We start from the raw sequence: 22,795 nt of genomic DNA, 5'->3' as shown, positions 1-22,795 counted from the left end.
ATGCGTGAATCAGGAAGCGCCGGTCCACCGGCAGGGGCCAAGCCCCGTCGTGCGGCGTCCGCTCGGCGACTTCACCGCCGACCGGCGCATCCTGGTCCTGGTCGGGATGGCGCTCATCATCGGAGCGGGCGCGACCCTGGCGGCGGCGGTGCTGCTGCGTCTCATCGCGCTGGTGACGAACCTCGCGTGGTTCGGTGCGCTCGACACCGTTCCGCGATCCCTCGGCGGCGTGACGTCCTCGCCCTGGATGGTATTGGTCCCCGTGGTCGGCGGCCTCGTGATCGGGCTGATGGCGCGCTACGGCTCGGAGAAGATCCGCGGCCACGGCATCCCCGAGGCGATCGAGGCGATCCTGATCGGCGCGAGCCGGATGTCGGCCAAGGTCGCGGTGCTCAAACCGCTCTCCTCGGCCATCTCGATCGGCACCGGCGGACCCTTCGGTGCGGAGGGGCCGATCATCATGACGGGGGGCGCGGTCGGCTCGCTCTTCGCGCAGCACTTCCACCTGAGCGATGCCGAGCGGAAGGCCCTGCTGGTGGCGGGCGCCGCCGCCGGCATGACGGCGATCTTCGGCACGCCGGTCGCGGCGGTGCTGCTCGCGGTCGAGTTGCTGCTGTTCGAGTGGCGCCCGCGCAGCTTCGTCCCGGTGACGGCCGCCGTCCTCACCGCCTCGGCACTCCGTCCGCTGCTGTTCGAGGCCGGCCCGCTCTTTCCCTTCGCCAGCGACCCGGCTTTGCCCGGATGGGGGCTGATCGCCTGCGCCGGGATCGGCCTCCTCGCCGGTCTGCTATCGGGCCTGCTGACGACGCTGCTCTACCGGCTGGAGGATGCCTTCGAGCGCCTGCCGCTGCACTGGATGTGGTGGCCGGCCCTCGGCGGCCTGTTCGTGGGCCTCGGCGGATTGATCGAGCCGCGAGCGCTCGGCGTCGGCTACGACGTGATCGGCGACCTCCTCAACGGAGACCTCGCCGTGCGGGCCGTGCTGCTGATCCTCGCGGTCAAGGCGGCGATCTGGCTGGTGGCGCTCGCTTCCGGCACCTCGGGCGGCGTCCTGGCACCCCTCCTGATCCTCGGCGGGGCGATGGGCTGGCTCGCGGGCCTCGCCTTGCCCGGCGCTCACGGCTTCTGGGCCCTGCTCGGCATGGCGGCGATGCTCGGCGGCACCATGCGCGCGCCGCTCACCGGCGCCCTGTTCGCCGTCGAACTCACCGGCGACGTCCGCGTCCTCGGTGCGCTCCTCGCCGCCACGGTGACCGCCTACGCCGTCACGGTGCTGCTCCTGAAGCGCTCGATCCTCACCGAAAAGCTCGCCCGGCGCGGCCAGCACGTCACCCGCGAATACGCCATCGACGCCTACGCGCTCACCCGCGTGCGCGACGTGATGGTCCGCGACGTGGACACGCTCGATGCCGGGAGCAGCGTCGCGGAGGCGGTCGCCGCGATGGAGGCGGGGCGGCATCAGGCCTATCCGGTGCTCGACGCCGCGCGCCGCCCCGTCGGGCTCGCCACGCGCGGGCAGGCCCTGCACTGGACGCTCGAGGGCGGCCACGGCGCCGAGCGGCTGGGGGAACAGATGGCCGGCCAGCCGCTGGCGGTCGTCCATCCCGACGACGTGGTGGCCCACGCCCTCGACGTGATGACGGCGACCGGCCAGGGCCGCCTCGTCGTGACCGATCCGCGGAGCGGCGCCCTGGTCGGGCTGCTGACGCGCCGCGACCTGCTGCAGGTGCGGGCGACCACGGTGCGGGCCGAAACCGAGCGGCGCGCCTACCGCGCTGCCCTGCGCTTCAGAAGAACGATCGCACCAAGCCGCTGACCAGCAGATTCCAGCCGTCGATCAGGATGAAGAACAGCACCTTGAACGGCAGCGAGATCACGGTCGGCGGCAGCATCATCATGCCCATCGACATCACGATGGTCGAGACGATGATATCGATGACAAGGAAGGGCAGCACGATCAGGAAGCCGATCTCGAAGCCCCTGCGCAATTCGGAGATCATGAAGGCCGGGATCAGGATGCGCAGGTCGATCTTTTCGCCGGCCTCCGCCTTGGGAAAGTTGCGGCTCGCCAAATCCGTGAAGGTCTGGAGATCCTTCGGGCGCACGTGCTGGGTCATGAACTCCCGGAACGGCTCGACGATCTTGCCGAACGCCTCCTCCTCGCCGATGCGATTCTCCTGCAGCGGCTTCACGCCCTCGTTCCAGGCGCGGTCGAAGGTCGGTGCCATGACGTAGAAGGTCATGAACAGGGCGAGCGAGACGAGGAACAGGTTGGCCGGCGTGCTCTGCAGGCCGAGCCCCGAGCGCAGGAACGAGAAGGCGACGGCGAAACGCGTGAAGCTCGTCACCATCACGAGCAGGCCCGGCGCCAGCGACAAGACGGTCAGCAGCGCGACGAGCTGGATGATGCGCCCGGATGCCGCTCCGTTGCCCGGCGGCAGCAGCGCATCGAGGCCGGGCACGCCGGTGACGCCGCCGGGTGCCGCGCCCTGCGCCAGGGCGGCGGTGGCGGTGAGTCCCAGCACGGCTGCAGCCAGCGTCAGGCGCCGAACCATCCGCCCGTTCATTGCACCACCAGCGATTCGACGATGAGTTCGCGCACCGCGCCCTTGGTGCGGATCGCGACGCGCTCGTTGAGGTCCTCGCGCAGGTGCTGGAGGCCGTTGGCGCCCTCGATCTGCGCCATGGAGAGCGTGCGCAGATAGGCCAGCGCGTCGGCGCGGATCTCGGCGAGCGTCACGTCGGGGTTGGGCAGGGCGCCGGTCTTGAACACGACCGAGGATTCGATCCGTACCCAGGCATCGGTCGGCTCGGCGAGGTTGGCCACCACGGAGCCGACGCTGCGCAGGGAGAGGTCGCCGGTGTAGTTCAGCACCTTCACCGCCTTGTCGGCCTCCTCGCGCTTCTTGAGGTCGACCGACTTCTCGACGCTGCCGAGCAGGTAGACGCCGAGACCGCCGCCGGTGCCGACGGCGACGAGGGTGACCAGGGCGAGCGCTCCGATCCAGCCCTTGCCGCTCTTCTTGCCGTCCTTGGCATCCGCCATGTTCGCCCCTCGTCAGAACGGCGCCACGGTCTCGAAGACCTGCTGGCCCAGCGTCGGGTTCTGCACGTCGGTGAGGCGCCCGCGCCCGCCGTAGGAGATGCGCGCCTCGGCGATCTTGTCGTAGTCGATGGTGTTCTTGCGCGAGATGTCGCGCGGGCGGACGATGCCGGCGACGTTGAGCACGCGCACCTCGTTGTTGACCCGCACCTCCTGCGAGCCCGAGATCACCACATTGCCATTGGGCAGCACTTCCGTGACGACCGCCGCGACGGAGAGGCTGAGCGATTCCTTGCGGTCGATCGAGCCCTGGCCCTTGGTTTCGGTGCCGGAGCGGATGCCGGTATCGGCCGTGGCCGAATCCTTGAGGCCCGAGACGCCGTAGCCGAAATCGAAGCCGAGGAAGCTCTTCTGGCTGCGCTCGCGTTCGGTGGCGTTGTCGAACTGCGCCTTGTCGTTGATGGCGATGCTCACCGTGATGACGTCGCCGACGTCGCGGGCGCGGGGATCCTGGTAGAGCGCGGCGCTCGCCGGACTCCAGGTCGAATGGTAGCTGTGGCGCCCGCCCAGCGCGCCGAAGGTGGTCGGCAGCGGCTCGCGCGGGGCATTGAGCCCGGTGCCGATCGGCGTCAGCACGGGCGGGCGGCCGAGGCGGTCGAGATCGCTCTGGCAGGCGCCGAGCGAGAGGGCGAGCAGGGCCGCCGCGAGGGGGAGGGCAGGGCGCATCACGACCTCTGGTTCTTCTTCTGGGCCGGCGCGGCCGCATCCTTGCGGCCGGATTCCGACATCGCCCGGGCGAGGTTCGCCGCCCGCGCGGCCTCCATCTCCGAGAGGATGGCGCTCGCCGTGCGGGCGTTGAGCTTGGTCAGCAGGGCGGCGGCCGCCTCGTCGGGCATGTTGGCAAGCTGGAGCGCCGCCGCGTCGGGCCGCATCTTGGCGTAGACCGCGACCACGCTCTCGTCGGCCTTGGCCAGGAACTCGTTGCGGCGCTTGAGCCACACCTCGTACTCGGCCCGCTTCTCTTCGAGGAGCTTGATGCGCTCCTCGACCTGCCGCTCCATCGCCGCGAGCTGCTCCTTCTGCCACGCGAAGCGGGCATCCGCCGCAGCGTCGGCGATGTTGGCGCAGTAGCCGGTCTTGGCCGGCTCCCTGGCGACGAAATCCTGCGCCGAGACTTCCTTCGGCGCGTCGCGGGCGGCGAGCGCGCGCATGGCGGCTTCTTTCGCCGGATCGGCATGCTCGCCGCCGGCGGCGAGGGCAGCGCCGGAGAGAGCGAGCCAGCAAAGGGCCGCCAGTCCCCGATGGATCTCGGCCCGGTAACGGGCCGTGATCCGAGGCAAGCGCGAAGGCGCGTCGCCGCCCATGCGGCGGGCCATCCCGGGGCCGGCTTGCCGGGGCTGGGATGACAGGGAAAGAAATGTCGTCATTGGACGACAAGCTCCGCCTGGAGGGCGCCGGCGGTCTTTACCGCCTGCAGGATCGCGATGATGTCGGTGGGCTTGAGCCCGACCTGATTGAGGCCGCGCACCAGCGTCTGCAGATCGGAGCCGCCGAGGATGGCGAGCTTGCCGCGCTCCTCGCGCGCCGCCACCTCGGTGCGGGGCACCACCACGGTCTGGCCGTTGGAGAAGGGCTCGGGCTGCGACACCTCCGGCGCCTCGGTGACGCGGACCGTGAGATTGCCGTGGGTCACGGCGACGGTGGAGATCGTGACGTTGCGCCCGATCACGACCGTGCCGGTGCGCTGGTCCACGACGACGCGGGCCGGCGTGTCGGGCTGGATCGTCAGGTCGCCGATCTGCGCCACCAGCCGGGTCTGCGCCATCTGGCGACCGCGCATCACCACCACGGCGCGCTGGTCGCGGGCGCTGGCGATGCGCCGGCCGAAGGCCCCCATCGACCACGCGTTGATCGCGTCCGAGATCTGGGTCGCGGTCTTGAAGTCGGGGTTCTTCAGCTCGAACACGAGTTCGGGCAGATCGCGGAAGGTGCCGGGCACCTCGCGCTCCACCAAGGCACCGTTGGGGATGCGGCCGGCGGTGGGCACGCCTTGCGTCAACTGCTCGGCCTGCCCCTGCACCGAGAAGCCCGAGACCGCGAGCGGCCCCTGCGCCGCGGCGTAGACGAGGCCGTCGCCGCCGGTCAGCGGCGTCATCAGCAGCGTGCCGCCGCGCAGCGAGGTGGCGTCGCCCATGGAGGTCACGGTGACGTCGATGCGCGAGCCGGTGCCGGTATAGGGCGGCAGGTCGGCGGTCACCATCACGGCGGCGATGTTGCGGGTGCGCAGGCGGGCGTCCCGCACGTTGATGCCCAGCCGGTCGAGCAGCGATTGCAGCGACTGCTCGGTGAACTGCGCATTGCGCAGGGTGTCGCCGGTGCCCTGGAGGCCGGTGACGAGGCCGTAGCCGAAGATCTGGTTGTCGCGCACGCCTTTCAGCGTGGCGATGTCCTTGATGCGGGTGCCGGCGGCGAAGACCGGGCTCGTCATCACGGCGAAGCCCAGGCCGGTGAGGAGACCGAGCAGGACGGCGAGAAACAGACGGCGAAGCGAGGTCATTGCGCGCCGATCCGGATGCGGCCGTCGGCCATCACCGTGCCGAGGATGATGCGGTTGGTGTCGGTGTTGCGCACGCGAATGGTCTCGCCGAGGCCGCCGTTCTGCAGCGGTGCGCCGACGGCGGTGATGACGAGGCCGTTCTCCTCGAAGATCATCTGCGTCGGTGCACCGCGACTGACGAGACGGGGATCGTCGACGGCGTTGACCGGCACCGGCTCGCCCGGCAGCAGCATCCGCCGCGCGGTGCGGCCGGCGATCGCCGCGGCGGCGTCGATGACGGCCGTGCGCGCCCGGTAGGTCGCGGGGTAGGCCTGCATCCGCAGCATCGATTCCTTGATCGTGTCGCCGGGATAGATCGTGACGGTGGGCACCGGCAGCATGAGCTCGGCATTCGCCATGCCTTCGGCGGCGTGAGCCGGGCCGGCGGCGAGAGCGGCGAGCACGAGGCCGCGGAGAAAGGTCTTGCGGAGCATGGGAAATCGCGCCGGAGGAGAGGGCGGGAGACGACGCGGCGGGGGACGCCGCGGGCGCTAGCGGATGCCCTTGGAGACCGTGCCGGCCATCTCGTCGGCGGCCTGGATCACCTTCGAGTTCATCTCGAAGGCGCGCTGGGCCGTGATCAGGCTGGTGATCTCCTTGACCGGATCGACGTTGGAGCCTTCGAGATAGCCCTGCTGCAGCTTGCCGTAGCTGACGTCGCCGGGATTGCCGACGACCGGCGCGCCGGAGGCCGGAGTCTCGCGGTAGAGGCCGTTGCCGAGCGGCTCCAGGCCCGACTCGTTGGCGAAGTTGGCGAGCGTGAGCTGGCCGATATTCTGCAGTGCGACCTGCCCGTCGATCTTGGCGAAGACCTGGCCCGACTCGTTGATCGTCACCTGCGTGGTGTTGGCGGGGATCAGGATCGCCGGATCGACGGCGTAGCCTTCCATGGTGACGAGCTGGCCGGCGTTGTTCTTGTTGAACGAGCCGGCGCGGGTGTAGTTGATCTCGCCCGCCGGGCTGGTGATCTGGAAGTAGCCGCGCCCGTTCACCGCCAGATCGAGCTGGTTGCCGGTGTTGGCCAGCGACCCCTGCCGGTGCAGGTTGCGGATGGCGGCGGCGCGCACGCCCAACCCCAGCATCGCGCCCTCCGGCACCGCCTCCTGGCCCGCCTGGTTCGGGGCGCCCTGCTGCCGCTCGGCCTGGTAGAGCAGGTCGGTGAACTCGGCCCGCGCACCCTTGAACCCGGTGGTGTTCAGGTTGGCGATGTTGTTGGCGATGACTTCGAGGTTGAGCTGCTGGGCGGACATGCCCGTGGCGGCGATGGCGAGCGCGCGCATGGCGTCTGGCTTCCTTGGCTGGCCGATCAGATCGGCATGCGGCTGAGTTCGAGATAGGCGGCGACGACCTTGTCGCGGATCGCCACCACGGTCTGGAGGCTCTGCTCGGCGGACATCACCGCCTCGACCACCTGCTGGGCGGTGGCCTTGCCCTGGATGCCGGAGATCGCCGTGGCCTCGCCGCCGCGGATCGCGTCGCGAGCGCTGGCGGCGACCTGGGCCATCACGTCGCCGAAATCGGTCGGCGCCGTCGGGGCGGTCCCGGCGATGCCGGAGATGGCGGCGGGGCTGAACGCGGCCTTCTGAACCGGCGCGGTCTCGGCAAAGGAGGTGCCGGCGACCTTGTCGAAGGCGGCGAGCGAGGTGAGGGCTTCGATCATCGCGGGTGGTCTCAGGACTTCAGGAGATCGATGACGCTGGCGACCATCGCCCGGGCCTGCTTGATGACCTGGAGGTTCGCCTCGTAGGAGCGGTTGGCCTCGCGCATGTCGGCCATTTCGACGAGCATGTTCACGTTCGGCAGCTTGACGTTGCCGTTCTCGTCCGCCGCCGGGCTGGCGGGGTCGTGCTCGGTGCGGAATGGGGCGGTGTCGGTGCCGATCTCGCGCAGGCGCACCGAGGCGACGCCCGCCGCGCGGTCGAGCTCGGCCCGGAAGGTCACCGTCTTGCGGGCGTAGGGGTCGGCGCCCGGGCTCGCGCCGGTCGATTGCGCGTTGGCGAGGTTTTCCGAGACGACCCGCATGCGCAGCGACTGCGCTTCGAGGCCGGCGCTGGCGAGCCGCGAGGCGGAGAGCAGGGGATCGATCATGACCCGCTCTTCACCGCGGCCATCAACATGCGGTGGAACGACTTCACCACCGCCGTGTCGAGGTTGTGCTGGCGCGAGACGTCGCCGGCCTTGAGCATCTCCTGCTCCAGGCTGACCGCGCTCGACGATTCGAGCACCTCCCAGGTGTCGGCGGCCTTGGCCTCGCGCACGGGGATGCCCGTGCCCTGCGACTCCATGTGGGTGCTGGCGGTCGAGGCCATGTCGAGCCCGGTCCGGGCCAGGACCTGGGCGAAGGGCATCACATCCCGCGCCTTGTAGCCGGGGGTGTTCGCGTTGGCGACATTGCCCGCGATGGTGGCCTGCCGCGTCGCGAGGTAGCGCGCGTGCTGCGAGGCGAGATCGAAGAGGTAGACGCCCGTCGTCATGGCAACGCCCCCATCCCAAGGGCCTCTCGGAAGAACGCGGGATGCGGGCGCACCCGGACGGTGAAGCCCGCGTCGGATGGGAGGTTTAGGTAGGCAATCTTGCACGAGGCTGGCTCGTGCCTTGACAGGGGCGGCCCCCGCGGTAGCGCCTGCGGGGAATGGATCAGAACGATGAGCGGGCCGGCGCGGCGGCCTCCGACGCAGACGGCGGCCCCGAGGGCGCGACCGTCCTTCTGCCGGCCGCGCCCCGCTATGCCGGGGGCGCCGGGCCGGGCGGACGCGAGGGGCTGCACCGCATCGCGCCCAACCACCGCTTCTCGCGCGTCGGATTGCGTTTTTCCGCGCTCTCCCCGGGGCGCTGGACCTGCCTGCAATTCGCCCTCGCTTTCGACGAGGGCGAAGAGGCGGCGCTTGCCGTCGATGCCGCGGCGGCGGGCTTCGACTTCCTGGCGGCGGACGGCTCCAGCCTGGATCTCGACCATGTCCCGGGGCTCGCCCGCAGCCTGCTCGACCCGCAGGTCGCCTGGATACCGGGACCGGAATTGCTTGGGGCCGCGTCGTTCCGCATCGCCTTCCGCGTGCCCGATCAGGCGACCGGCGTCGTCGTCACCCTGCGCTCCTGGCGCAACACCCGCGACTTCACCGTCGCCGATCCGGTACTGCGCCCCGGCCCGTCCGACCATGGGCCGGCGCCGCGTCGGCGGCGGCTGGGCGGGGAGGGGGTGAGGCTCTGCTACGCGCTCGCCGAGGAGATCGCCCTCGTGCTGCGTGGTCAGATCTATGCGGCCAGGGCCGACGAGCACGCCGCGCGCGTGCGGCTCGTCTACCGGGATCGGGCGGGAGCGGAGATCGCCCCGCCCTACGACAACGCGGTCTCCGTGCCGGGGCTCGGCGCGGTGATCAACCTCTCGGCCCGGCCCCAGGCCCGCCGCTTTACCCTGACGTTGCGTCCACCGCCCGGTGCGACCGCCGTCGAACTGTGTTTTGCCGTCTGGGAGGATGCGGAGGACCCGCCGGAGGCCGAACTGATCGGCCTGCTCGAACTGGCATTCGAGGACGATTTCCGCCTCGAGAGCCTGTGCGACGACGAGCTTCTCGATGCGCCGGCCTTCCTTGCGCGCTTGGCCGAGCGGATCGGCCTGCCCGAGGGCCCACCCGCCGCGTGGCTGGCGAGCTCCGATCCGGGGGCCGCGCCGATCCTCGCCCGAGCCCGCGAATTGCGGGCCGGGCCGGATCGGAGCGCACGCATCGAGGGCGACGACGTGGTCCTGAGTCTCGCCGGCCTGCCGGACTGGACGTTGCCTGAGGCGCCGGACTGGCGTGAAGACCCGTTCCGCTCCGTGGCGTGGCGCCTCGCCTACCAATCCCTGGCATGGCTGCTGCCGCTCGCCGGGCTGCCGGGCGGGGCGGCCCGCGCCCGGGCGATCGCCGCCGCGTGGTCGCGGGCCAATCCCTGGGGACAGCCGGCCGATGGTCTGAGCCTGCACCCGGCGGCCCTCGCCCCGCGCGGCGACGTGCTGGGGCGCCTGATCGCGGACGGCGATGATCCTGCCCGCGCCGTGATCGCCGCGGAAGCCGCCCGGCACGGCTTCGCGCTGGCCGAGATCGTCGGTCAGAACACTCTGGCCCGGGCTCTGCACGGCCTTCAGGCGGCGGCCGCTCTCCTCGCGCTCGCGCGGGCGCTTCCCGGCTTTGCGTTCGCCGCGCACTGGGACACGCTCGCCCGCGACAGCCTCGCCCACGGCTTCGATGCGCTTCTGCCCGAGGACGGCGCTTTCGCCGAAGCCTCACCGGTCCGGCGCCTCGACCTCCTGAGCCACGGACAGACCATTGCCGCGGCCCTCGGCGCGACCGAACCCGGCCCGACGATCCGCCGCCGCGTCGAGGCGGCCCTGCCGGGGCTCGCCGGACTGCTCGATCCGGGCGGGCGGCTCCCGCCGTTCGGCGATGCGCCCGCAGGGCTCGACCATGCCGGCTGGATCGCCCGGCTTTCCTCGTCCGATCGCGATCTCGTGGCGGAGCGCGACACGGCACCGCGTCCCGAGGGGCACACCGCCGGCATGCTCGCGATGCGCCACGACGCGCTGGAGCGCGGCTGGGGCCACTTCGCCCTCACCTACGCCGCGCAATCGCCGCAGGGGCACCGCGACTGTACCTCCTTCACCTTCGCCACCGGCTCGCGGCGCTGGATCGTGGAGGGCGGCGGCGCCGAGGGCGTTGAGGTGGGGCCGGCACGCCACCATCTCCTCTCGGCCCGCGCCCACAACGTCGCCATTCCGGACGAGCGTGAGCCCGTGGCCGGTTCAGGAATTTTGACGGCCCAGGTGGCGCTCGACGGGGCGCAAGCCACGAGGCTCGCCACCACGGTGCACGGGCCCGACGACGCCCATGCCCGCCTCTTCGTCGTGCTCGAAGACCTGACGGGGGTCGCAGTGATCGACCGCTTCGTCCGGCCAGGACGCCGGCTGTCCTTCGAGGGGCGGCTGCATCTTCTCCCCGACACCCTCGTCGCCGTCGCGAGCCCCCGCCGGGCGCTGGCCCAGCAGGAGGGGCGGCGGCTCGACGTCCTCGCCGTTCCGCTGAATGGGCAATCGGCGGGGATGGAGGCCGCGATCGGCCGCAATGACCAGCCGCACGCGATGCACGGCTTCTGCGCGACGGGAACTGGCGGGCTGAGGCCCACGCCGGTGCTGCGTTACGCCTTCACCGGTCGCGACATCGTCTGCGGCGGCGTCGTCATCGCCGCGGATGAGGCGGCAGAGCAACGGCTCGTGCGGTTGCTTGCCGAGGATGCGGTGCGGCGGCTGGTGGAGACGTGAGCGCCGGCTGGCGTGCCGGCACCCGGGCGAGGCTCAGAAGCCCGCGCTGATGACGGCGACCGCCCGGTCGATCGACAGGTAGAACACGCCGAAGGCCACCATCGCCGCGGCAGCGAATTCGAGCGTCTGGTTCGGCAGGGTCTGGAAGCGGCGCATGGTCTCGCGGCCGAAATAGGCCGAGGCCCAGGCGAGCGTCAGAACCGCCGGCATCACGAACAGGTAGGAGAGCGTGCTCTCGATCCGCACCGGGCCGGCCGGGTCGATCAGCGCGCGGATGTTGCGCACCCACGGCGCGGAGGCCGCGGCGTAAAGCGTCGTCAGCCACGCGAGGCCGACCGCCACGCCGAGGTGGAAAGTGAACAGGCGATGCAGGCGCGAGAAGTCGTCGCGCGCGTCGTCGAGCGTCATCCGGCAAGCCCCCAATGAGTCCGGCCGCTGATTCTTGTCTGATCCGGCCATGAACCAGGGGATGGGGGGCAAGGTGGGGTTTTTTGTGACACCGGGACGGCGGGGATCGGGCCGCCGTCCCAGATGTCTCAGGCGGCCGTCTCGGGCCGGTTCTCGCGCATCAGCTTCACGAACCGCTCGAACAGGTAGTGGCTGTCGCGCGGGCCCGGCGAGGCCTCCGGGTGGTGCTGCACCGAGAAGGCCGGGCGGTCGGTGAGCGAGAGACCGCAATTCGAGCCGTCGAACAGCGAGACGTGGGTTTCCACCGCCGTCTCCGGCAGGCTCTTGGGATCGACGGCGAAGCCGTGATTCATCGAGACGATCTCGACCTTGCCGGTGGTGTGGTCCTTCACCGGATGGTTCGCGCCGTGATGGCCCTGGCCCATCTTCACCGTGCGCCCGCCGAGCGCGAGGCCCATGAGCTGGTGGCCGAGGCAGATGCCGAAGGTCGGCACCCGCTCATCGAGCAGCTTGCGGATCACCGGCACGGCGTATTCGCCGGTCGCGGCCGGATCGCCGGGGCCGTTGGAGAGGAACACGCCGTCCGGCTTCATCGCCAGGATGTCCTCGGCCTTGGTGGTGGCGGGCACCACGGTGACGTCGCAGCCGGCTTCGGCCAGCAGGCGCAGGATGTTGCGCTTCACGCCGTAATCGATCGCCACGACCTTGAGGCCCTGGCCCGGTGCGCGTGAGCCGTAACCGCCCTTCACCGCCCAGACGGTTTCGGTCCAGGCCGAGACGTCGCGGGAGGTCACCGGCGGCACGAGATCGAGCCCCTCCATCGGCGCCAGCGCGGCGGCGCGGGCCTTCAGGGCCTCGCGGTCGAACCGGCCTTCGGGATCGTTGGCGATGACGGCGTTCGGCATGCCGTGGTCGCGGATCAGCGCGGTCAGCGCCCGCGTGTCGATGCCGGTGATGCCGATGATGCCGCGGGCCTTGAGCCAGCCGTCGAGATGCGAGGAGGAGCGCCAGTTCGAGGGCTTGGTGACGGCCGAGGCGATCACCGCGCCGCGCACGCCGGAGGCCGGGGCCTGGTCGAGGCTCTCGAGATCCTCGTCGTTGGTGCCGACATTGCCGATATGCGGGAAGGTGAAGGTGACGATCTGCCCGGCATAGGACGGGTCGGTCAGGATCTCCTGATAGCCCGTCATCGCCGTGTTGAAGCAGACCTCGCCGTCGGCCACGCCGGTCTGGCCGATGCCGAAGCCTTCGAGCACGGTGCCGTCGGCGAGCACGAGCAACGCCGTCACCAGCGGCTCATTCCAAGGTTCGGGTGCCTTGGGTTCGGGGTTCGTGCGCGCGGGATCGGCGCGCAGGGTCGCGGGTTCGTCTTGCAGCATGGGTCCGATCCGGCTTATGTCCGCCGCCTCGCGCGGCCGCATAGTCGGGCCGCGGGGCAAGGCGATATCTCGCGGGGCTCATAGCGAGCCGGCCGCGCCCGGGTCAATCTGGGCGCGGAGTCAGCCCTGCGCAATGCCCTGGACAAGCAGGGCGGCCACGCCGAATCATCTGACTGGAGTTCGATCATCATGCTGCGCGAGCGCATCACCGCCGAGATGAAGGCGGCCATGAAGTCCGGCGAGAAGCAGAAGCTCTCGACGGTGCGCATGATCCAGGCGGCGCTCAAGGACCGCGACATCGCCGCGCGCGGCGAGGGCAAGGGCGAGACGAGCGAGGAGGAGATCCTCGCGCTCCTGCAGAAGATGATCAAGCAGCGCCAGGAAGCCGCGGGCGTCTACGAGCAGGGCGGCCGTCCCGAACTCGCCGAGAGCGAGCGCGCCGAGGCCGAGATCATCCAGACCTTCCTGCCGCAGCAGCTCGACGAGGCCGAGACCCGCGCCGCCATCGCCGATGCCATCGCCGAGACCGGCGCCGAGAGCCCGAAGGACATGGGCAAGGTGATCGGCGCGCTGAAGGGCAAGTATACCGGCCGCATGGATTTCGGCCGCGCCAGCGCGCTGGTGAAGGACGCGCTGGCAGGGAAGTAGTCTGCCGCTCGCGATGATGGCGGAGCCGGACGCGACTCACGCCGGCCCGGCGTCGATCCGAATCCGGAAGATCGCGTAGGGCGGCTCCTGCCGGTCGATGCCGCCGTTGTGCTCGGGTCGGCGGTTGGCCTGGGCGGATGATAGATAGAGCCAGCCCTCGTCGGTGATCCAGAACGTGTCCGGCCAGATCAGGCGCGGATCGGTGGCGATGACCTCGATCCGGCCGTCCGGGTCGCGCCGGCCGATGCCGTTGAACTCTTGCAGGCTGAGATAGATGCGGTCGCGCGAATCGGCGACGAGCCCGCCGGTCAGGCCCTTCTCGCCGAGATCCGTGACCGTTTCCGCGACCGCCGCGTCGTCCTTCGCGGGATTGAGCAGCGCGGCCGTCTCGACCGCGTAGAGGCGTCGGCTCATCAACGGCGTGTAGTACAGCCGCGCGCCGTCGGGGCTCAGGGCGATGCCGTTGGCGCCGCCCTTGATCGGGCTCGTCGTGCCGTCGGCCTCGCGCTTCATCAGCACCCGGCCCTCGACGATCTTCAGGATGCCGTCGACCGATCGCGTGCTGACGTGGCCCGCGAGCCGCCGCACGGCGCGGCCGCTCGCGAGATCGACGGCGATCAGCGCGCCCTCACCGGTTTGGCCCTGATCGGTGACGTAGGCGACGTCACGCTCGGGCCGGACATCGACGCGCAGATCGTTGAGCGAGGAGGTCTTCGTCACGACGGGTTCTAGGGAAATCGTGCGCACGATCGTATCGCTCGCCGGATCGATGCAGACGAGCTTGGCCGCGCCCGGCACCGGCTCGCCGGACGAGGCCATCAGCCCGGCATCGAGGAGCCAGAGGCGGTTCTTCCGGTCGAACACGCCGTTGGGGACGTGGAATAGGGTCTCGGCGGGACGGGCCGGATCGGGCCGGTTCGCCGCCTCGCTCGGATAGGGCGCGACGCGTCCGTCCGGAAACACCTCGCCCGCGGTGAACACCGTCTTCTCGTCGAAGCGCGGCATGAACAGGAACATCCGGCCGTTCGCCGCGCGCGTCAGCCCGGTCGGCGTCGTCGGCGCCCGCGCGGCAACGACGAGGTCGAGGGCCCCGCCCGGTCCGGTCGCCGGTTGGGCTAGGACCGGCCGCGCCGCCATCGGTCTTACGGTGGCGAGGGCGGCGGCGGCGAGAAGCGTGCGGCGCGCGAAACGGATCGTCATGAGCGGCCCCTCACGTGCGGATTGCCGCGCCGCGGACCTTGGTCTCGACGGTCAGCACCCGCCTGCCCGCGCACAGGAACAGCCGCCGTCCGTCGGCACCGCCGAAGGCGATGTTGGCGCAGGGGCCCTCGGTCGGGATGTGGCCGAGCGGTCGCCCGTCCGCGGCCCAGATCCGCACCCCGTCGCCGGTTCCGGCATAGACGCGGCCGTCGGTATCGACCTTCAATCCGTCCGGCACGCCCTCGAATCCGCTGGCGAAGCGGCGCTCGCCCGAGATCCGCCCGTCCGCGACGTCGAACGCGCGGATCTCGGCGGGCGCGCCTTCGCGCCGGCCCGATTCGCTGACGTAGAGGATCCGCTCGTCCGGCGAGAAGGCCAGTCCGTTGGGCTGCACGAACCGGTCCGTCGCGACCGCGAGCGAGCTGCCGGGCGCCAGACGGAACACGAACCGGCCCTTCTGCTCGGAAGGGCGCGGCGTGCCTTCTTCGGCCTGATCGATGCCGTAGGTGGGATCGGTGAACCAGATCGTGCCGTCACGGGCCACCACCGCGTCGTTGGGAGAGTTGAGCCGTCCCCCGTCGTGGCTTTCCGCCAGCACGGTGATGGCGCCGTCCGCCTCCCGACGCACCACCCGCGAGGTGCGGTGCTCGCAGGTAACCAGGCGGCCCTCGCCGTCGATGACGTTGCCGTTGGCGTTGTTCGACGGCTCGCGAAACACCTCGGCGCGGCTCCCCTCACGGATCAGCATCATCCGGTTGCGCCGCACGTCGCTGAAAATGAGGCCGCCGAGCGTCGGCGCCCAGACCGGCCCTTCGCACCACTCCCCTTCGTCGTAGAGGGTCTCCACCCGGGCGGAGGGATCGAGCACGGCCGAAAGGTCGTCGGAGGCTCGTGCCTCACGGGCGCGCATGGGGGCGAGCGCGCCGAGGAGGCCGAGGCCCAGGAGAGGTCGGCGGGCGATGCCGCGGTGGGGCAAGGGCGAGGTCTCCGTCATCGGGCCGCCAACGCATCGCTCCGGCGAAAGCTCCGCGCAGGACGCCTTAAGACTCCCGCAGGCGGCTTGCGCTAGATTGCCCGGCCGAGGCCGGTCCTCGTCGTCCAAGTGATCCCTCACCTGATCCGCATCCGGCAGAGCCCCCGTGCGCTACCCGCCCCACATCCTCGAAGAGATCCGCGCCCGCGTTCCCGCCTCCGAGGTGGTCGGCCGCCGGGTGCGGCTGAAGAAGGCGGGCCGCGAATGGCGCGGCCTGTCACCGTTCAATTCCGAGAAGACACCCTCATTCTACGTCAACGACCAGAAGCAGTTCTATCACTGCTTCTCGTCCGGCAAGCACGGCGATATCTTCAAGTTCGTCATGGAGACGGAGGGCTTGAGCTTCCCCGAGGCCGTCGAGCGACTCGCCGGCGAGGCGGGCGTCGCCCTGCCGAAGATGACGGTGGAGAGCGAGCAGGCCGAGGAGCGGCGCAAGGGCGCCATCGAGGTCATGGAACTCGCCGCCGCCTATTTCGAGGAGCAGTTGCGCGGTTCCGCCGGCGGCGAGGCGCGGGCCTATCTCGACCGCCGCGCCTTGAGCGAGGCCACGCGCCAGAAATTCCGGCTCGGCTATTCCCTGTCCGGGCGCTACGCCCTGCGCGACTACCTCGCGGGCAAGGGCGTCGATCGCGACCTGATGCTCGAACTCGGACTGCTCACGGCGCCCGAGGGGGTGAGCGTCCCCTACGACAAGTTCCGCGACCGGATCATGTTTCCGATCCTCGACATCCGCGGCCGGGTCGTCGCCTTCGGCGGCCGGGCGATGCAGGCGGACGCCAAGGCGAAGTACATGAACTCGCCGGAGACGCCGCTCTTCCACAAGGGGCGGATGCTCTACAACCTCCACGCCGCCCGCAAGAGCGCGCACGACCGCAGCCGCATCATCGCGGTGGAGGGCTATGTCGACGTCATCGCCATGACGATCGCCGGCTATCCGGAGACGGTGGCGCCGCTCGGCACGGCGCTGACCGAGGACCAGCTCGCCCTGCTCTGGCGGCACGCCGACGAGCCGATCCTGTGCTTCGACGGCGACGGGGCGGGCCAGCGCGCCGCCTTCCGCGCGCTCGACGTCGCCCTGCCGATGCTGGAGCCCGGGAAATCCCTGCGCATCGCCCTGCTGCCGCAGGGTCAGGACCCCGACGATCTGATGCGCGCCAGCGGCCCCTCGGCGATCGAGGCGGTGCTATCGGGTGCGCGACCGCTGGTCGAGATGCTGTGGGCCCGCGAGACCGAGGCGGTCACCCTCGACACGCCCGAGCGCCGGGCCGGACTCGCCCGGACCCTGAGGGAGGCGGTGGCCGGCATCCGCGACGAGACCGTGCGCCGGTTCTACCGCGACGACATCGAGGATCGCCTGCGGGGCCTGTCCGGCGGCCGGGCGCGGGAGTTTTCCGGCGGACGATCCGAGGGCGCGACCGGCGGACGGGCCGCCGGACCGCGCAGCGCGCCGTTCCAGCGCCGGCCCCGCCCCGGCGACCCGCCGCCTTCGCCGCGCATCACCACCGGCTTCGATCCGCTGCTGAAGACGGCGGCGCCCGTGCCCGCGGCCGGCGGACGCGCGGCCAAGCGCGAGGCGATGATCGTCATGAGCCTGCTCGCGCATCCGGAACTGCTCGGGATCGAGGAGGAGGCGCTCGCCGCCCTCGAACTCGTCAATCCGGATGCCAGCGCGCTGCGTGCGCTGCTGCTCGACCGAGCGGCGGAGGCCGGCACGCCGGAGCCCGAATTGCTGGAGGCGCGGCTGCGCCGGGCCGGCCTGGAGGAGGCGCATGCGAGGTTGCTCGCCCTGGTCAATCCCGGCGACCGCTGGATGCTCGATCCGAACGCCGACTCCCAGCGCCTGGAACATACGCTGCATCAAGCCGTGATCTTGCACCGGCAGACGGGCGCGCTACATAGCGAACTCCACCAAGCTGAGAGAGCTCTTGCCGAGGATGGGTCCGAGGCCAATTTCGCTTGGCTGTGCGACGTACAGCAGCAATTGGCGGTGATCGCCGCGGCCGAGGCGGAAGCGGAGGTCTCTCAGGAGGAATGAATTCGTGCCGGCGTGACCGAAGGGTGACGGCGGCGGAGGGCCGACTTGGTTAACGGTCGGTCAACGCACGGCAAGTTAGAGCGAATGCAACGAGAATCGGCGCGGGCACTCGACAAGCGCGCCATTCCACGACATTGCGACGGGTCTTTCGCGGAGCGCGCGGGCTCAGCCTGCGGCGCCGCCACGAGAACAATAGGCTGAGCATGGCAACGAAGGCAACCGAGCGGGACGATGCGGACGCCGCCCAGGATCAACCGACGGACGGCCCGCTCCTTGACCTGACGGATGCCGCGGTCAAGCGGATGGTCAAGCTCGCGAAGAAGCGCGGCTACGTGACCTACGAAGAGATCAACGAAGTCCTCCCCGACGGTCAGGTCGACGGCGACCAGATCGAGGACGTGCTCGCGCAGCTCGACGACATGGGCATCCGCGTGGTCGAGGCGGAGGAATCCGAGGAGACCGCGACCGAGGCCAAGGCCAACGGCGAGGCCGCCGAGGAGGAGGAGAGCGCGGAGGGCGGCGAGGTCGCGGAGGCCTCGGGCTCGCGCGCCGTCGCGGTCGCAACCCCCACCACCCGCGAGCCGACCGACCGCACGGACGATCCCGTGCGCATGTACCTGCGCGAGATGGGCTCGGTGGAGCTGCTCTCGCGCGAGGGCGAGATCGCGATCGCCAAGCGCATCGAGGCCGGCCGCGAGGCGATGATCGCGGGGCTGTGCGAGAGCCCGCTGACCTTCCAGGCCATTATCATCTGGCGCGACGAGCTCGTCGACGGCAAGGTGCTGCTGCGCGACATCATCGACCTCGAAGCCACCTATGCCGGCCCCGATGCCCGCGGCGCGCCGCAGGCCGGGGAAGGAGAGGAGGGCGAGGAGTCCGAGGAGGGCGACGGCGCCGTCCCGCCGGAAGGCGGCGACGACGAGGACGACATGGAGAACAACGTGTCGCTCGCGGCCATGGAGGCCGAGATCAAGCCGCGCGTCCTCGAAACCTTCGACAACATCGCCTCGAACTACCGCAAGCTGCGCAAGCTCCAGAACGAGGAGACGGATCTCAAGGCCGGCGGCGGCACCGTCACCTCCGCCCAGACCAAGAAGCAGGCCGAGCTGAAGGACATCGTCGTCACCGACGTGAAGTCGCTCTCGCTCAACGCCAACCGCATCGAGGCGCTGGTCGAGCAGCTCTACGACATCAACAAGCGCCTCATCTCGCATGAGGGCCGCCTGATGCGCGCCGCCGAGCACCACGGCGTCGCCCGCGACGAGTTCCTGCGCCACTACCAGGGCTACGAGCTCGATCCGAACTGGATGGACCGCGTCGCCACGCTGGGCGGCAAGGGCTGGAAGAACTTCGTCGAGCGCGGCGGCCGTCAGGTCGCGGACCTGCGCGAGCAGATCCTGACGCTCGCCTCCGAGACCGGCCTGCAGATCGGCGAGTACCGCAAGATCGTCGCCATGGTGCAGAAGGGCGAGCGCGAGGCCCGCCAGGCGAAGAAGGAGATGATCGAGGCCAACCTCCGCCTCGTGATCTCGATCGCCAAGAAGTACACCAACCGCGGCCTGCAGTTCCTGGACCTGATCCAGGAGGGCAATATCGGCCTGATGAAGGCGGTCGATAAGTTCGAATACCGCCGCGGCTACAAGTTCTCGACCTACGCCACGTGGTGGATCCGGCAGGCGATCACCCGCTCGATCGCCGACCAGGCCCGCACGATCCGCATCCCGGTGCACATGATCGAGACGATCAACAAGATCGTCCGGACCTCGCGCCAGATGCTGCACGAGATCGGCCGTGAGCCGACCCCGGAGGAGCTGGCCGAGAAGCTGGCCATGCCGCTGGAGAAGGTCCGCAAGGTCCTGAAGATCGCCAAGGAGCCGATCTCGCTCGAGACGCCGATCGGCGACGAGGAGGACAGCCACCTCGGCGACTTCATCGAGGACAAGAACGTCGTCCTCCCGATCGACGCGGCGATCCAGTCGAACCTGCGCGAGACCACGACCCGCGTGCTCGCTTCGCTGACGCCGCGCGAGGAGCGCGTGCTGCGCATGCGCTTCGGCATCGGCATGAACACCGACCACACCCTCGAAGAGGTCGGCCAGCAGTTCTCGGTGACCCGCGAGCGCATCCGCCAGATCGAGGCGAAGGCGCTGCGCAAGCTCAAGCACCCGAGCCGGTCGCGGAAGCTGAGAAGCTTCCTCGACAACTGATCCGGACGACGAACCGGCCGCCCTTCGGGGCGGCCGTTCTCGTTTCAGCGGGTGCTCCGGCGGATCGGGCCCCAGGCGCGGCGGGCGGCCAGGGCGGCCACGGCACCCAGACCGCCCACCGGCGCGTAGACGGCGAGGAGGGCCAAGCCCAGGCCCGCCTCCCCGAACAAATGGTCGCTCAGAAGGCCGACGAGGAGCGGTCCGAGGCCGTAGCCCGCCAGGGTGACCGTGGCGAGGAAGAGGGCGTTGACCCGCCCGCGAAGCGCTCGCGGCGTCAGGATCTGGATGCCGGCAAGGCCCGGCGGGCTGGTGAAGCCGAGCAACGCCACGAGGCCGGCGAATCCGACGAGTGACAGCGGAAGGTCGGGGCTCAGGCTCGCGAGCGCGGTCATCGGCAGGGCCAGGGCCAGTCCGAGCGCGAGCAGCAACGGCGCCGCGTCCGCTCGCCCGGCGCTGCGCATCCGGTCGAGGGCGAACCCGCCCGCAGCGTGGCCGAGCGGCGCCGCGATCAGCACGAGGAGGCCGAGGCGCAGGCCGCTCTCCGCCGGGCTGAAGCCGAAGGCGCGGACGTAGAAGGTCGGGGCCCAGGCGGTCAGGGTCTGCGTCATCAGCACCGCGGCCGTGGCGGCGGCGGCGTGCGGCAGGTACGTCCTCCTCCGCCGCCCGATCCAGGCCAGGGCGTCCCGGAGCGACGGTCCGCGACGGAGGCGCCGCTCCCCTCCCCACCGGATCGGGGTGGCGACGCGCGGACTGGGCCGGATGCGCAGGACGAGGATGGCGAGGATGACGTTCGGCAACGCGGCGAGCACGAGCAGGGCCTGCCATGGGGCGAGCGATCCGAGCGCCGGGGGCGCGAGTCCGCCGCGCGCGGTCAGCCACGCCAGCACGGCGCCGCCCGCGAGCAGGGCGACGCTGCGCCCGAGCGTGGCAGCGGCGGTGAGCGCCGAGAGGCCGCGTCCGAGCCGGTCCGGGCGCAGATGCAGGCTCATCAGCGACAGCGCGGCCGGGCCGAACGCGGATTGGCCGAGCCCCAGAATTAGCCGCGCCGCGAGCAACGCGCTGAATCCGCCCGCGAGGCCATTGGCGAAGGTCGCCGCACTCCACAGCAGGACGCCCCCAACGAGAAGGCCGCGCTGGCGACCGCTATCGGCCACGATGCCGAGCAGCGGCAGGGCGAGCGCGTAGGGCAGGGCGAAGGCCGAGCCCTGAAGGAGCCCGAGTTGGGTATCGCTCAAGGCCAGAGCCTGCTTGAGCGGCGTCGCGACCAGGGTAAGGAGGAAGCGATCGCTGAAGGCCGCGAGCTGGATCGTCGCGAGCAACGCGACGAGCGGCCATCCCGCGAGTCCGGCTTGCGCGGGCATCGTCGCCGGGGGCGTGGCTTTGGCGGCTGACGGGATCAAAGGGTCATGCGAGGTCGCGCGACCACGCGGACATCAGGCTCGCGGCGCTCCCGCCGGGCGGAGGCTCGCTCCGGCCGTCTGCCCGCGGATGGCGCATCTCGGCGCGATAGCGGCCCGGCGGCAGGCCGAACGTGCCGCGGAAGGCGCGGCTGCAATGGCTCTCGCTGGCAAAGCCGTGATCGAAGGTCAGGGTGGTGATCGAGCGCGTCTCGCTCGCGTTGCGCAGCGCTGCGCTCAACCGTTCGAGGCGACGGGTCAGGATGTGCTGCGCGGGGACTGTCAGGATTTCCGTGTGTGGCCGGGCATAATGGGCAACAAGGAGTCCCACTATGTCACGACGCAAAGAACCTGCCATACCGAATGAGCTTCTCGATCAGCTTTTGGCGGGCGGCACTGCCAGTGCCGCCTTCGAGCAGGGCGGTCTGCTCGATTCGCTGAAGAAGGCGCTGACAGAGCGTGCCCTGAATGCGGAGATGGATCACCACCTCGCTGGCGAAGACGGCGCCGGCAACATGCGCAACGGCTACGGTCGGAAGACGGTAATGACCGACACCGGCAAGTTGGCGATCGACGTGCCGCGCGATCGCCAGTCGAGCTTCGACCCGCAGTTGATCGCCAAGTATCAACGCCGCTTTCCCGGCTTCGACGACAAGATCGTGTCGATGTACGCGCGCGGCATGAGCACCCGCGAGATCACCAGGCACCTGCACGATCTATACGGCATCGACGTCTCACCCGATTTGATTAGCACGGTGACCGACGCCGTGCTCGATGAGGTCGCCACTTGGCAGCAGCGGCCGCTCGATCCGGTTTACCCGCTGGTCTTCTTCGACGCGATCCGGGTCAAGATCCGCGACGAGGGCATGGTGCGCAACAAGGCGATCCACATTGCGCTGGGCGTCCGCGCCGACGGCGCAAAGGAGGTGCTCGGCTTGTGGCTCGAGCAGAATGAGGGTGCCAAGTTCTGGCTTCGGGTGATGAACGAGCTTCGCAACCGTGGCGTTGAAGACATCCTGCTGGCCGTCGTTGACGGCCTGAAGGGCTTTCCCGATGCGATCACCGCAGTGTTCCCCGATGCGATCGTCCAGACCTGCATCGTTCACCTGCTGCGCAACTCGATGGACTTCGTCTCCTGGAAGGACCGAAAGAACCTCGCCAGCGCGCTCAAGGAGATTTACCGTGCCACCGACGCAGATGCCGCCGAAAAGGCGCTGACAGCATTTGAGGCTGGCCCTTGGGGGCAGCGCTATCCCGCCATCGGCCAGAGCTGGCGGCGCGCCTGGGGCGAGGTGATCCCGTTTTTTGCGTTCCCCGACGAGGTCCGCCGGATCATCTACACTACGAACGCCATCGAAGCTTTGAACTCGAAGCTCAGGCGGGCTGTCAGGGCCAGGGGACACTTCCCCAGCGACGAGGCCGCCACCAAGCTGCTCTACCTGATCTTGAATCGGTCGGAGAAAGAGTGGAAGATGCCACCACGTGAGTGGACCATGGCGAAGGCGCAATTTGCCGTGATCTTCGGCGAACGTTTCATCAGAGCCATGGCGGCCTGA

The 22,795-nt window shown here is 70.2% G+C and carries 22 protein-coding genes; 6 read left to right on the top strand and 16 right to left on the bottom strand.

What is annotated here, in order from left to right:
• Nucleotides 1-106 precede the first annotated feature (106 nt).
• Complete coding sequence (locus MPPM_RS03135) at nucleotides 107-1,816, top strand: chloride channel protein (protein ID WP_096487691.1); 1,710 nt, start codon at nucleotides 107-109, stop codon at nucleotides 1,814-1,816.
• On the opposite strand, the gene fliP is transcribed toward MPPM_RS03135, so the two are convergent.
• Genes fliP through flgB form a run of 10 tightly spaced genes read right to left on the bottom strand, consistent with a single transcriptional unit; the run spans nucleotide 1,788 to nucleotide 8,113 of the window.
• Nucleotides 1,788-2,555 carry a flagellar type III secretion system pore protein FliP gene (gene fliP / locus MPPM_RS03130; protein ID WP_096483805.1) on the bottom strand — a complete coding sequence of 256 codons (768 nt, stop codon included), beginning with the start codon at nucleotides 2,553-2,555 and terminating at the stop codon, nucleotides 1,788-1,790. The two genes, MPPM_RS03135 and fliP, sit on opposite strands and share 29 nt — an antisense overlap.
• Before the next feature lie 8 nt (nucleotides 2,556-2,563).
• On the bottom strand, nucleotides 2,564-3,046 hold the full coding sequence (locus MPPM_RS03125; RefSeq protein ID WP_096483804.1) for a flagellar basal body-associated FliL family protein: 483 nt from the start codon (nucleotides 3,044-3,046) through the stop codon (nucleotides 2,564-2,566).
• 12 nt (nucleotides 3,047-3,058) lie between these two features.
• Complete coding sequence (flgH, locus tag MPPM_RS03120) at nucleotides 3,059-3,769, bottom strand: flagellar basal body L-ring protein FlgH (protein WP_017487341.1); 711 nt, start codon at nucleotides 3,767-3,769, stop codon at nucleotides 3,059-3,061.
• Nucleotides 3,769-4,407 carry a MotE family protein gene (locus MPPM_RS03115; RefSeq protein WP_348529772.1) on the bottom strand — a complete coding sequence of 213 codons (639 nt, stop codon included), beginning with the start codon at nucleotides 4,405-4,407 and terminating at the stop codon, nucleotides 3,769-3,771. Before MPPM_RS03115 ends, flgH begins: the two co-directional genes overlap by 1 nt.
• A gap of 59 nt (nucleotides 4,408-4,466) precedes the next feature.
• Nucleotides 4,467-5,600 (bottom strand): flagellar basal body P-ring protein FlgI, encoded by a 1,134-nt coding sequence (flgI, locus tag MPPM_RS03110; protein ID WP_096483803.1) that lies wholly within the window; start codon nucleotides 5,598-5,600, stop codon nucleotides 4,467-4,469.
• Nucleotides 5,597-6,073: a flagellar basal body P-ring formation chaperone FlgA gene (gene flgA / locus MPPM_RS03105; RefSeq protein ID WP_096483802.1), complete on the bottom strand. Its 477-nt coding sequence runs from the start codon at nucleotides 6,071-6,073 to the stop codon at nucleotides 5,597-5,599. Before flgA ends, flgI begins: the two co-directional genes overlap by 4 nt.
• A 57-nt stretch (nucleotides 6,074-6,130) precedes the next feature.
• Nucleotides 6,131-6,919 (bottom strand): flagellar basal-body rod protein FlgG, encoded by a 789-nt coding sequence (flgG, locus tag MPPM_RS03100; RefSeq protein WP_096483801.1) that lies wholly within the window; start codon nucleotides 6,917-6,919, stop codon nucleotides 6,131-6,133.
• Between the two features lie 26 nt (nucleotides 6,920-6,945).
• Nucleotides 6,946-7,299, bottom strand: coding sequence for a flagellar hook-basal body complex protein FliE (fliE, locus tag MPPM_RS03095; RefSeq protein ID WP_096483800.1), 354 nt, complete (start codon nucleotides 7,297-7,299; stop codon nucleotides 6,946-6,948).
• Nucleotides 7,300-7,310: 11 nt separating this feature from the next.
• Entirely contained in the window at nucleotides 7,311-7,727 is a 417-nt protein-coding gene (gene flgC / locus MPPM_RS03090; protein WP_096483799.1) for a flagellar basal body rod protein FlgC, read from the bottom strand.
• Nucleotides 7,724-8,113 (bottom strand): flagellar basal body rod protein FlgB, encoded by a 390-nt coding sequence (flgB, locus tag MPPM_RS03085; protein WP_096483798.1) that lies wholly within the window; start codon nucleotides 8,111-8,113, stop codon nucleotides 7,724-7,726. Before flgB ends, flgC begins: the two co-directional genes overlap by 4 nt.
• Nucleotides 8,114-8,271: 158 nt before the next feature.
• On the opposite strand from flgB, the gene MPPM_RS03080 reads away from it, so the two are divergent.
• Nucleotides 8,272-10,932 (top strand): heparinase II/III domain-containing protein, encoded by a 2,661-nt coding sequence (locus MPPM_RS03080; RefSeq protein ID WP_096483797.1) that lies wholly within the window; start codon nucleotides 8,272-8,274, stop codon nucleotides 10,930-10,932.
• Nucleotides 10,933-10,965: 33 nt separating this feature from the next.
• Here the strand turns inward: MPPM_RS03080 and MPPM_RS03075 are convergent, their stop codons facing one another.
• Complete coding sequence (locus MPPM_RS03075) at nucleotides 10,966-11,340, bottom strand: hypothetical protein (RefSeq protein WP_017487332.1); 375 nt, start codon at nucleotides 11,338-11,340, stop codon at nucleotides 10,966-10,968.
• Nucleotides 11,341-11,468: 128 nt separating this feature from the next.
• Entirely contained in the window at nucleotides 11,469-12,719 is a 1,251-nt protein-coding gene (carA, locus tag MPPM_RS03070) for a glutamine-hydrolyzing carbamoyl-phosphate synthase small subunit (RefSeq protein WP_096483796.1), read from the bottom strand.
• 189 nt (nucleotides 12,720-12,908) lie between these two features.
• On the opposite strand from carA, the gene MPPM_RS03065 reads away from it, so the two are divergent.
• Nucleotides 12,909-13,367, top strand: coding sequence for a GatB/YqeY domain-containing protein (locus MPPM_RS03065; RefSeq protein WP_096483795.1), 459 nt, complete (start codon nucleotides 12,909-12,911; stop codon nucleotides 13,365-13,367).
• Between the two features lie 36 nt (nucleotides 13,368-13,403).
• On the opposite strand, the gene MPPM_RS03060 is transcribed toward MPPM_RS03065, so the two are convergent.
• Both MPPM_RS03060 and MPPM_RS03055 read right to left on the bottom strand, forming a co-directional pair.
• Nucleotides 13,404-14,567, bottom strand: coding sequence for an L-dopachrome tautomerase-related protein (locus tag MPPM_RS03060; protein WP_096483794.1), 1,164 nt, complete (start codon nucleotides 14,565-14,567; stop codon nucleotides 13,404-13,406).
• A gap of 10 nt (nucleotides 14,568-14,577) precedes the next feature.
• On the bottom strand, nucleotides 14,578-15,561 hold the full coding sequence (locus MPPM_RS03055) for an SMP-30/gluconolactonase/LRE family protein (RefSeq protein WP_096483793.1): 984 nt from the start codon (nucleotides 15,559-15,561) through the stop codon (nucleotides 14,578-14,580).
• Between the two features lie 145 nt (nucleotides 15,562-15,706).
• On the opposite strand from MPPM_RS03055, the gene dnaG reads away from it, so the two are divergent.
• Nucleotides 15,707-17,635: a DNA primase gene (gene dnaG, locus MPPM_RS03050; RefSeq protein WP_096483792.1), complete on the top strand. Its 1,929-nt coding sequence runs from the start codon at nucleotides 15,707-15,709 to the stop codon at nucleotides 17,633-17,635.
• A gap of 203 nt (nucleotides 17,636-17,838) precedes the next feature.
• Nucleotides 17,839-19,842: an RNA polymerase sigma factor RpoD gene (gene rpoD, locus MPPM_RS03045; RefSeq protein WP_096483791.1), complete on the top strand. Its 2,004-nt coding sequence runs from the start codon at nucleotides 17,839-17,841 to the stop codon at nucleotides 19,840-19,842.
• A 44-nt stretch (nucleotides 19,843-19,886) separates the two neighbouring features.
• Here rpoD and MPPM_RS03040 read toward each other — a convergent pair whose 3' ends face one another.
• Nucleotides 19,887-21,203 carry an MFS transporter gene (locus MPPM_RS03040; RefSeq protein WP_096483790.1) on the bottom strand — a complete coding sequence of 439 codons (1,317 nt, stop codon included), beginning with the start codon at nucleotides 21,201-21,203 and terminating at the stop codon, nucleotides 19,887-19,889.
• Between the two features lie 43 nt (nucleotides 21,204-21,246).
• The gene (locus MPPM_RS03035; protein WP_280176346.1) at nucleotides 21,247-21,597 is read right to left on the bottom strand and encodes a helix-turn-helix domain-containing protein; all 351 of its coding nucleotides are present in this window, start codon (nucleotides 21,595-21,597) and stop codon (nucleotides 21,247-21,249) included.
• Between MPPM_RS03035 and MPPM_RS03030 the strand changes: the two genes are divergently transcribed.
• A complete protein-coding gene (locus MPPM_RS03030; RefSeq protein WP_044663225.1) occupies nucleotides 21,572-22,795 on the top strand; it encodes an IS256-like element ISSpwi2 family transposase in 1,224 nt (407 codons plus the stop codon). The genes MPPM_RS03035 and MPPM_RS03030 overlap by 26 nt on opposite strands.

The organism is Methylorubrum populi (genome assembly GCF_002355515.1).
GTDB lineage: Bacteria > Pseudomonadota > Alphaproteobacteria > Rhizobiales > Beijerinckiaceae > Methylobacterium > Methylobacterium populi_A.
The sequence above is the reverse complement of the archived record's forward strand: the minus strand, read 5'-3'. Positions and strand labels throughout refer to the sequence as shown.

What these genes read in the sequence shown, in the direction of transcription:
- MPPM_RS03135 (WP_096487691.1), top strand. Translation starts at nt 107, where the DNA reads ATGGCGCTCATCATCGGAGCGGGCGCGACCCTGGCGGCGGCGGTGCTG.
- fliP (WP_096483805.1), bottom strand. Translation starts at nt 2,555, where the DNA reads ATGGTTCGGCGCCTGACGCTGGCTGCAGCCGTGCTGGGACTCACCGCC.
- MPPM_RS03125 (WP_096483804.1), bottom strand. Translation starts at nt 3,046, where the DNA reads ATGGCGGATGCCAAGGACGGCAAGAAGAGCGGCAAGGGCTGGATCGGA.
- flgH (WP_017487341.1), bottom strand. Translation starts at nt 3,769, where the DNA reads ATGCGCCCTGCCCTCCCCCTCGCGGCGGCCCTGCTCGCCCTCTCGCTC.
- MPPM_RS03115 (WP_348529772.1), bottom strand. Translation starts at nt 4,407, where the DNA reads ATGGGCGGCGACGCGCCTTCGCGCTTGCCTCGGATCACGGCCCGTTAC.
- flgI (WP_096483803.1), bottom strand. Translation starts at nt 5,600, where the DNA reads ATGACCTCGCTTCGCCGTCTGTTTCTCGCCGTCCTGCTCGGTCTCCTC.
- flgA (WP_096483802.1), bottom strand. Translation starts at nt 6,073, where the DNA reads ATGCTCCGCAAGACCTTTCTCCGCGGCCTCGTGCTCGCCGCTCTCGCC.
- flgG (WP_096483801.1), bottom strand. Translation starts at nt 6,919, where the DNA reads ATGCGCGCGCTCGCCATCGCCGCCACGGGCATGTCCGCCCAGCAGCTC.
- fliE (WP_096483800.1), bottom strand. Translation starts at nt 7,299, where the DNA reads ATGATCGAAGCCCTCACCTCGCTCGCCGCCTTCGACAAGGTCGCCGGC.
- flgC (WP_096483799.1), bottom strand. Translation starts at nt 7,727, where the DNA reads ATGATCGATCCCCTGCTCTCCGCCTCGCGGCTCGCCAGCGCCGGCCTC.
- flgB (WP_096483798.1), bottom strand. Translation starts at nt 8,113, where the DNA reads ATGACGACGGGCGTCTACCTCTTCGATCTCGCCTCGCAGCACGCGCGC.
- MPPM_RS03080 (WP_096483797.1), top strand. Translation starts at nt 8,272, where the DNA reads ATGGATCAGAACGATGAGCGGGCCGGCGCGGCGGCCTCCGACGCAGAC.
- MPPM_RS03075 (WP_017487332.1), bottom strand. Translation starts at nt 11,340, where the DNA reads ATGACGCTCGACGACGCGCGCGACGACTTCTCGCGCCTGCATCGCCTG.
- carA (WP_096483796.1), bottom strand. Translation starts at nt 12,719, where the DNA reads ATGCTGCAAGACGAACCCGCGACCCTGCGCGCCGATCCCGCGCGCACG.
- MPPM_RS03065 (WP_096483795.1), top strand. Translation starts at nt 12,909, where the DNA reads ATGCTGCGCGAGCGCATCACCGCCGAGATGAAGGCGGCCATGAAGTCC.
- MPPM_RS03060 (WP_096483794.1), bottom strand. Translation starts at nt 14,567, where the DNA reads ATGACGATCCGTTTCGCGCGCCGCACGCTTCTCGCCGCCGCCGCCCTC.
- MPPM_RS03055 (WP_096483793.1), bottom strand. Translation starts at nt 15,561, where the DNA reads ATGACGGAGACCTCGCCCTTGCCCCACCGCGGCATCGCCCGCCGACCT.
- rpoD (WP_096483791.1), top strand. Translation starts at nt 17,839, where the DNA reads ATGGCAACGAAGGCAACCGAGCGGGACGATGCGGACGCCGCCCAGGAT.
- MPPM_RS03040 (WP_096483790.1), bottom strand. Translation starts at nt 21,203, where the DNA reads ATGCCCGCGCAAGCCGGACTCGCGGGATGGCCGCTCGTCGCGTTGCTC.
- MPPM_RS03030 (WP_044663225.1), top strand. Translation starts at nt 21,572, where the DNA reads ATGTCACGACGCAAAGAACCTGCCATACCGAATGAGCTTCTCGATCAG.
- MPPM_RS03035 (WP_280176346.1), bottom strand. Translation starts at nt 21,597, where the DNA reads ATGGCAGGTTCTTTGCGTCGTGACATAGTGGGACTCCTTGTTGCCCAT.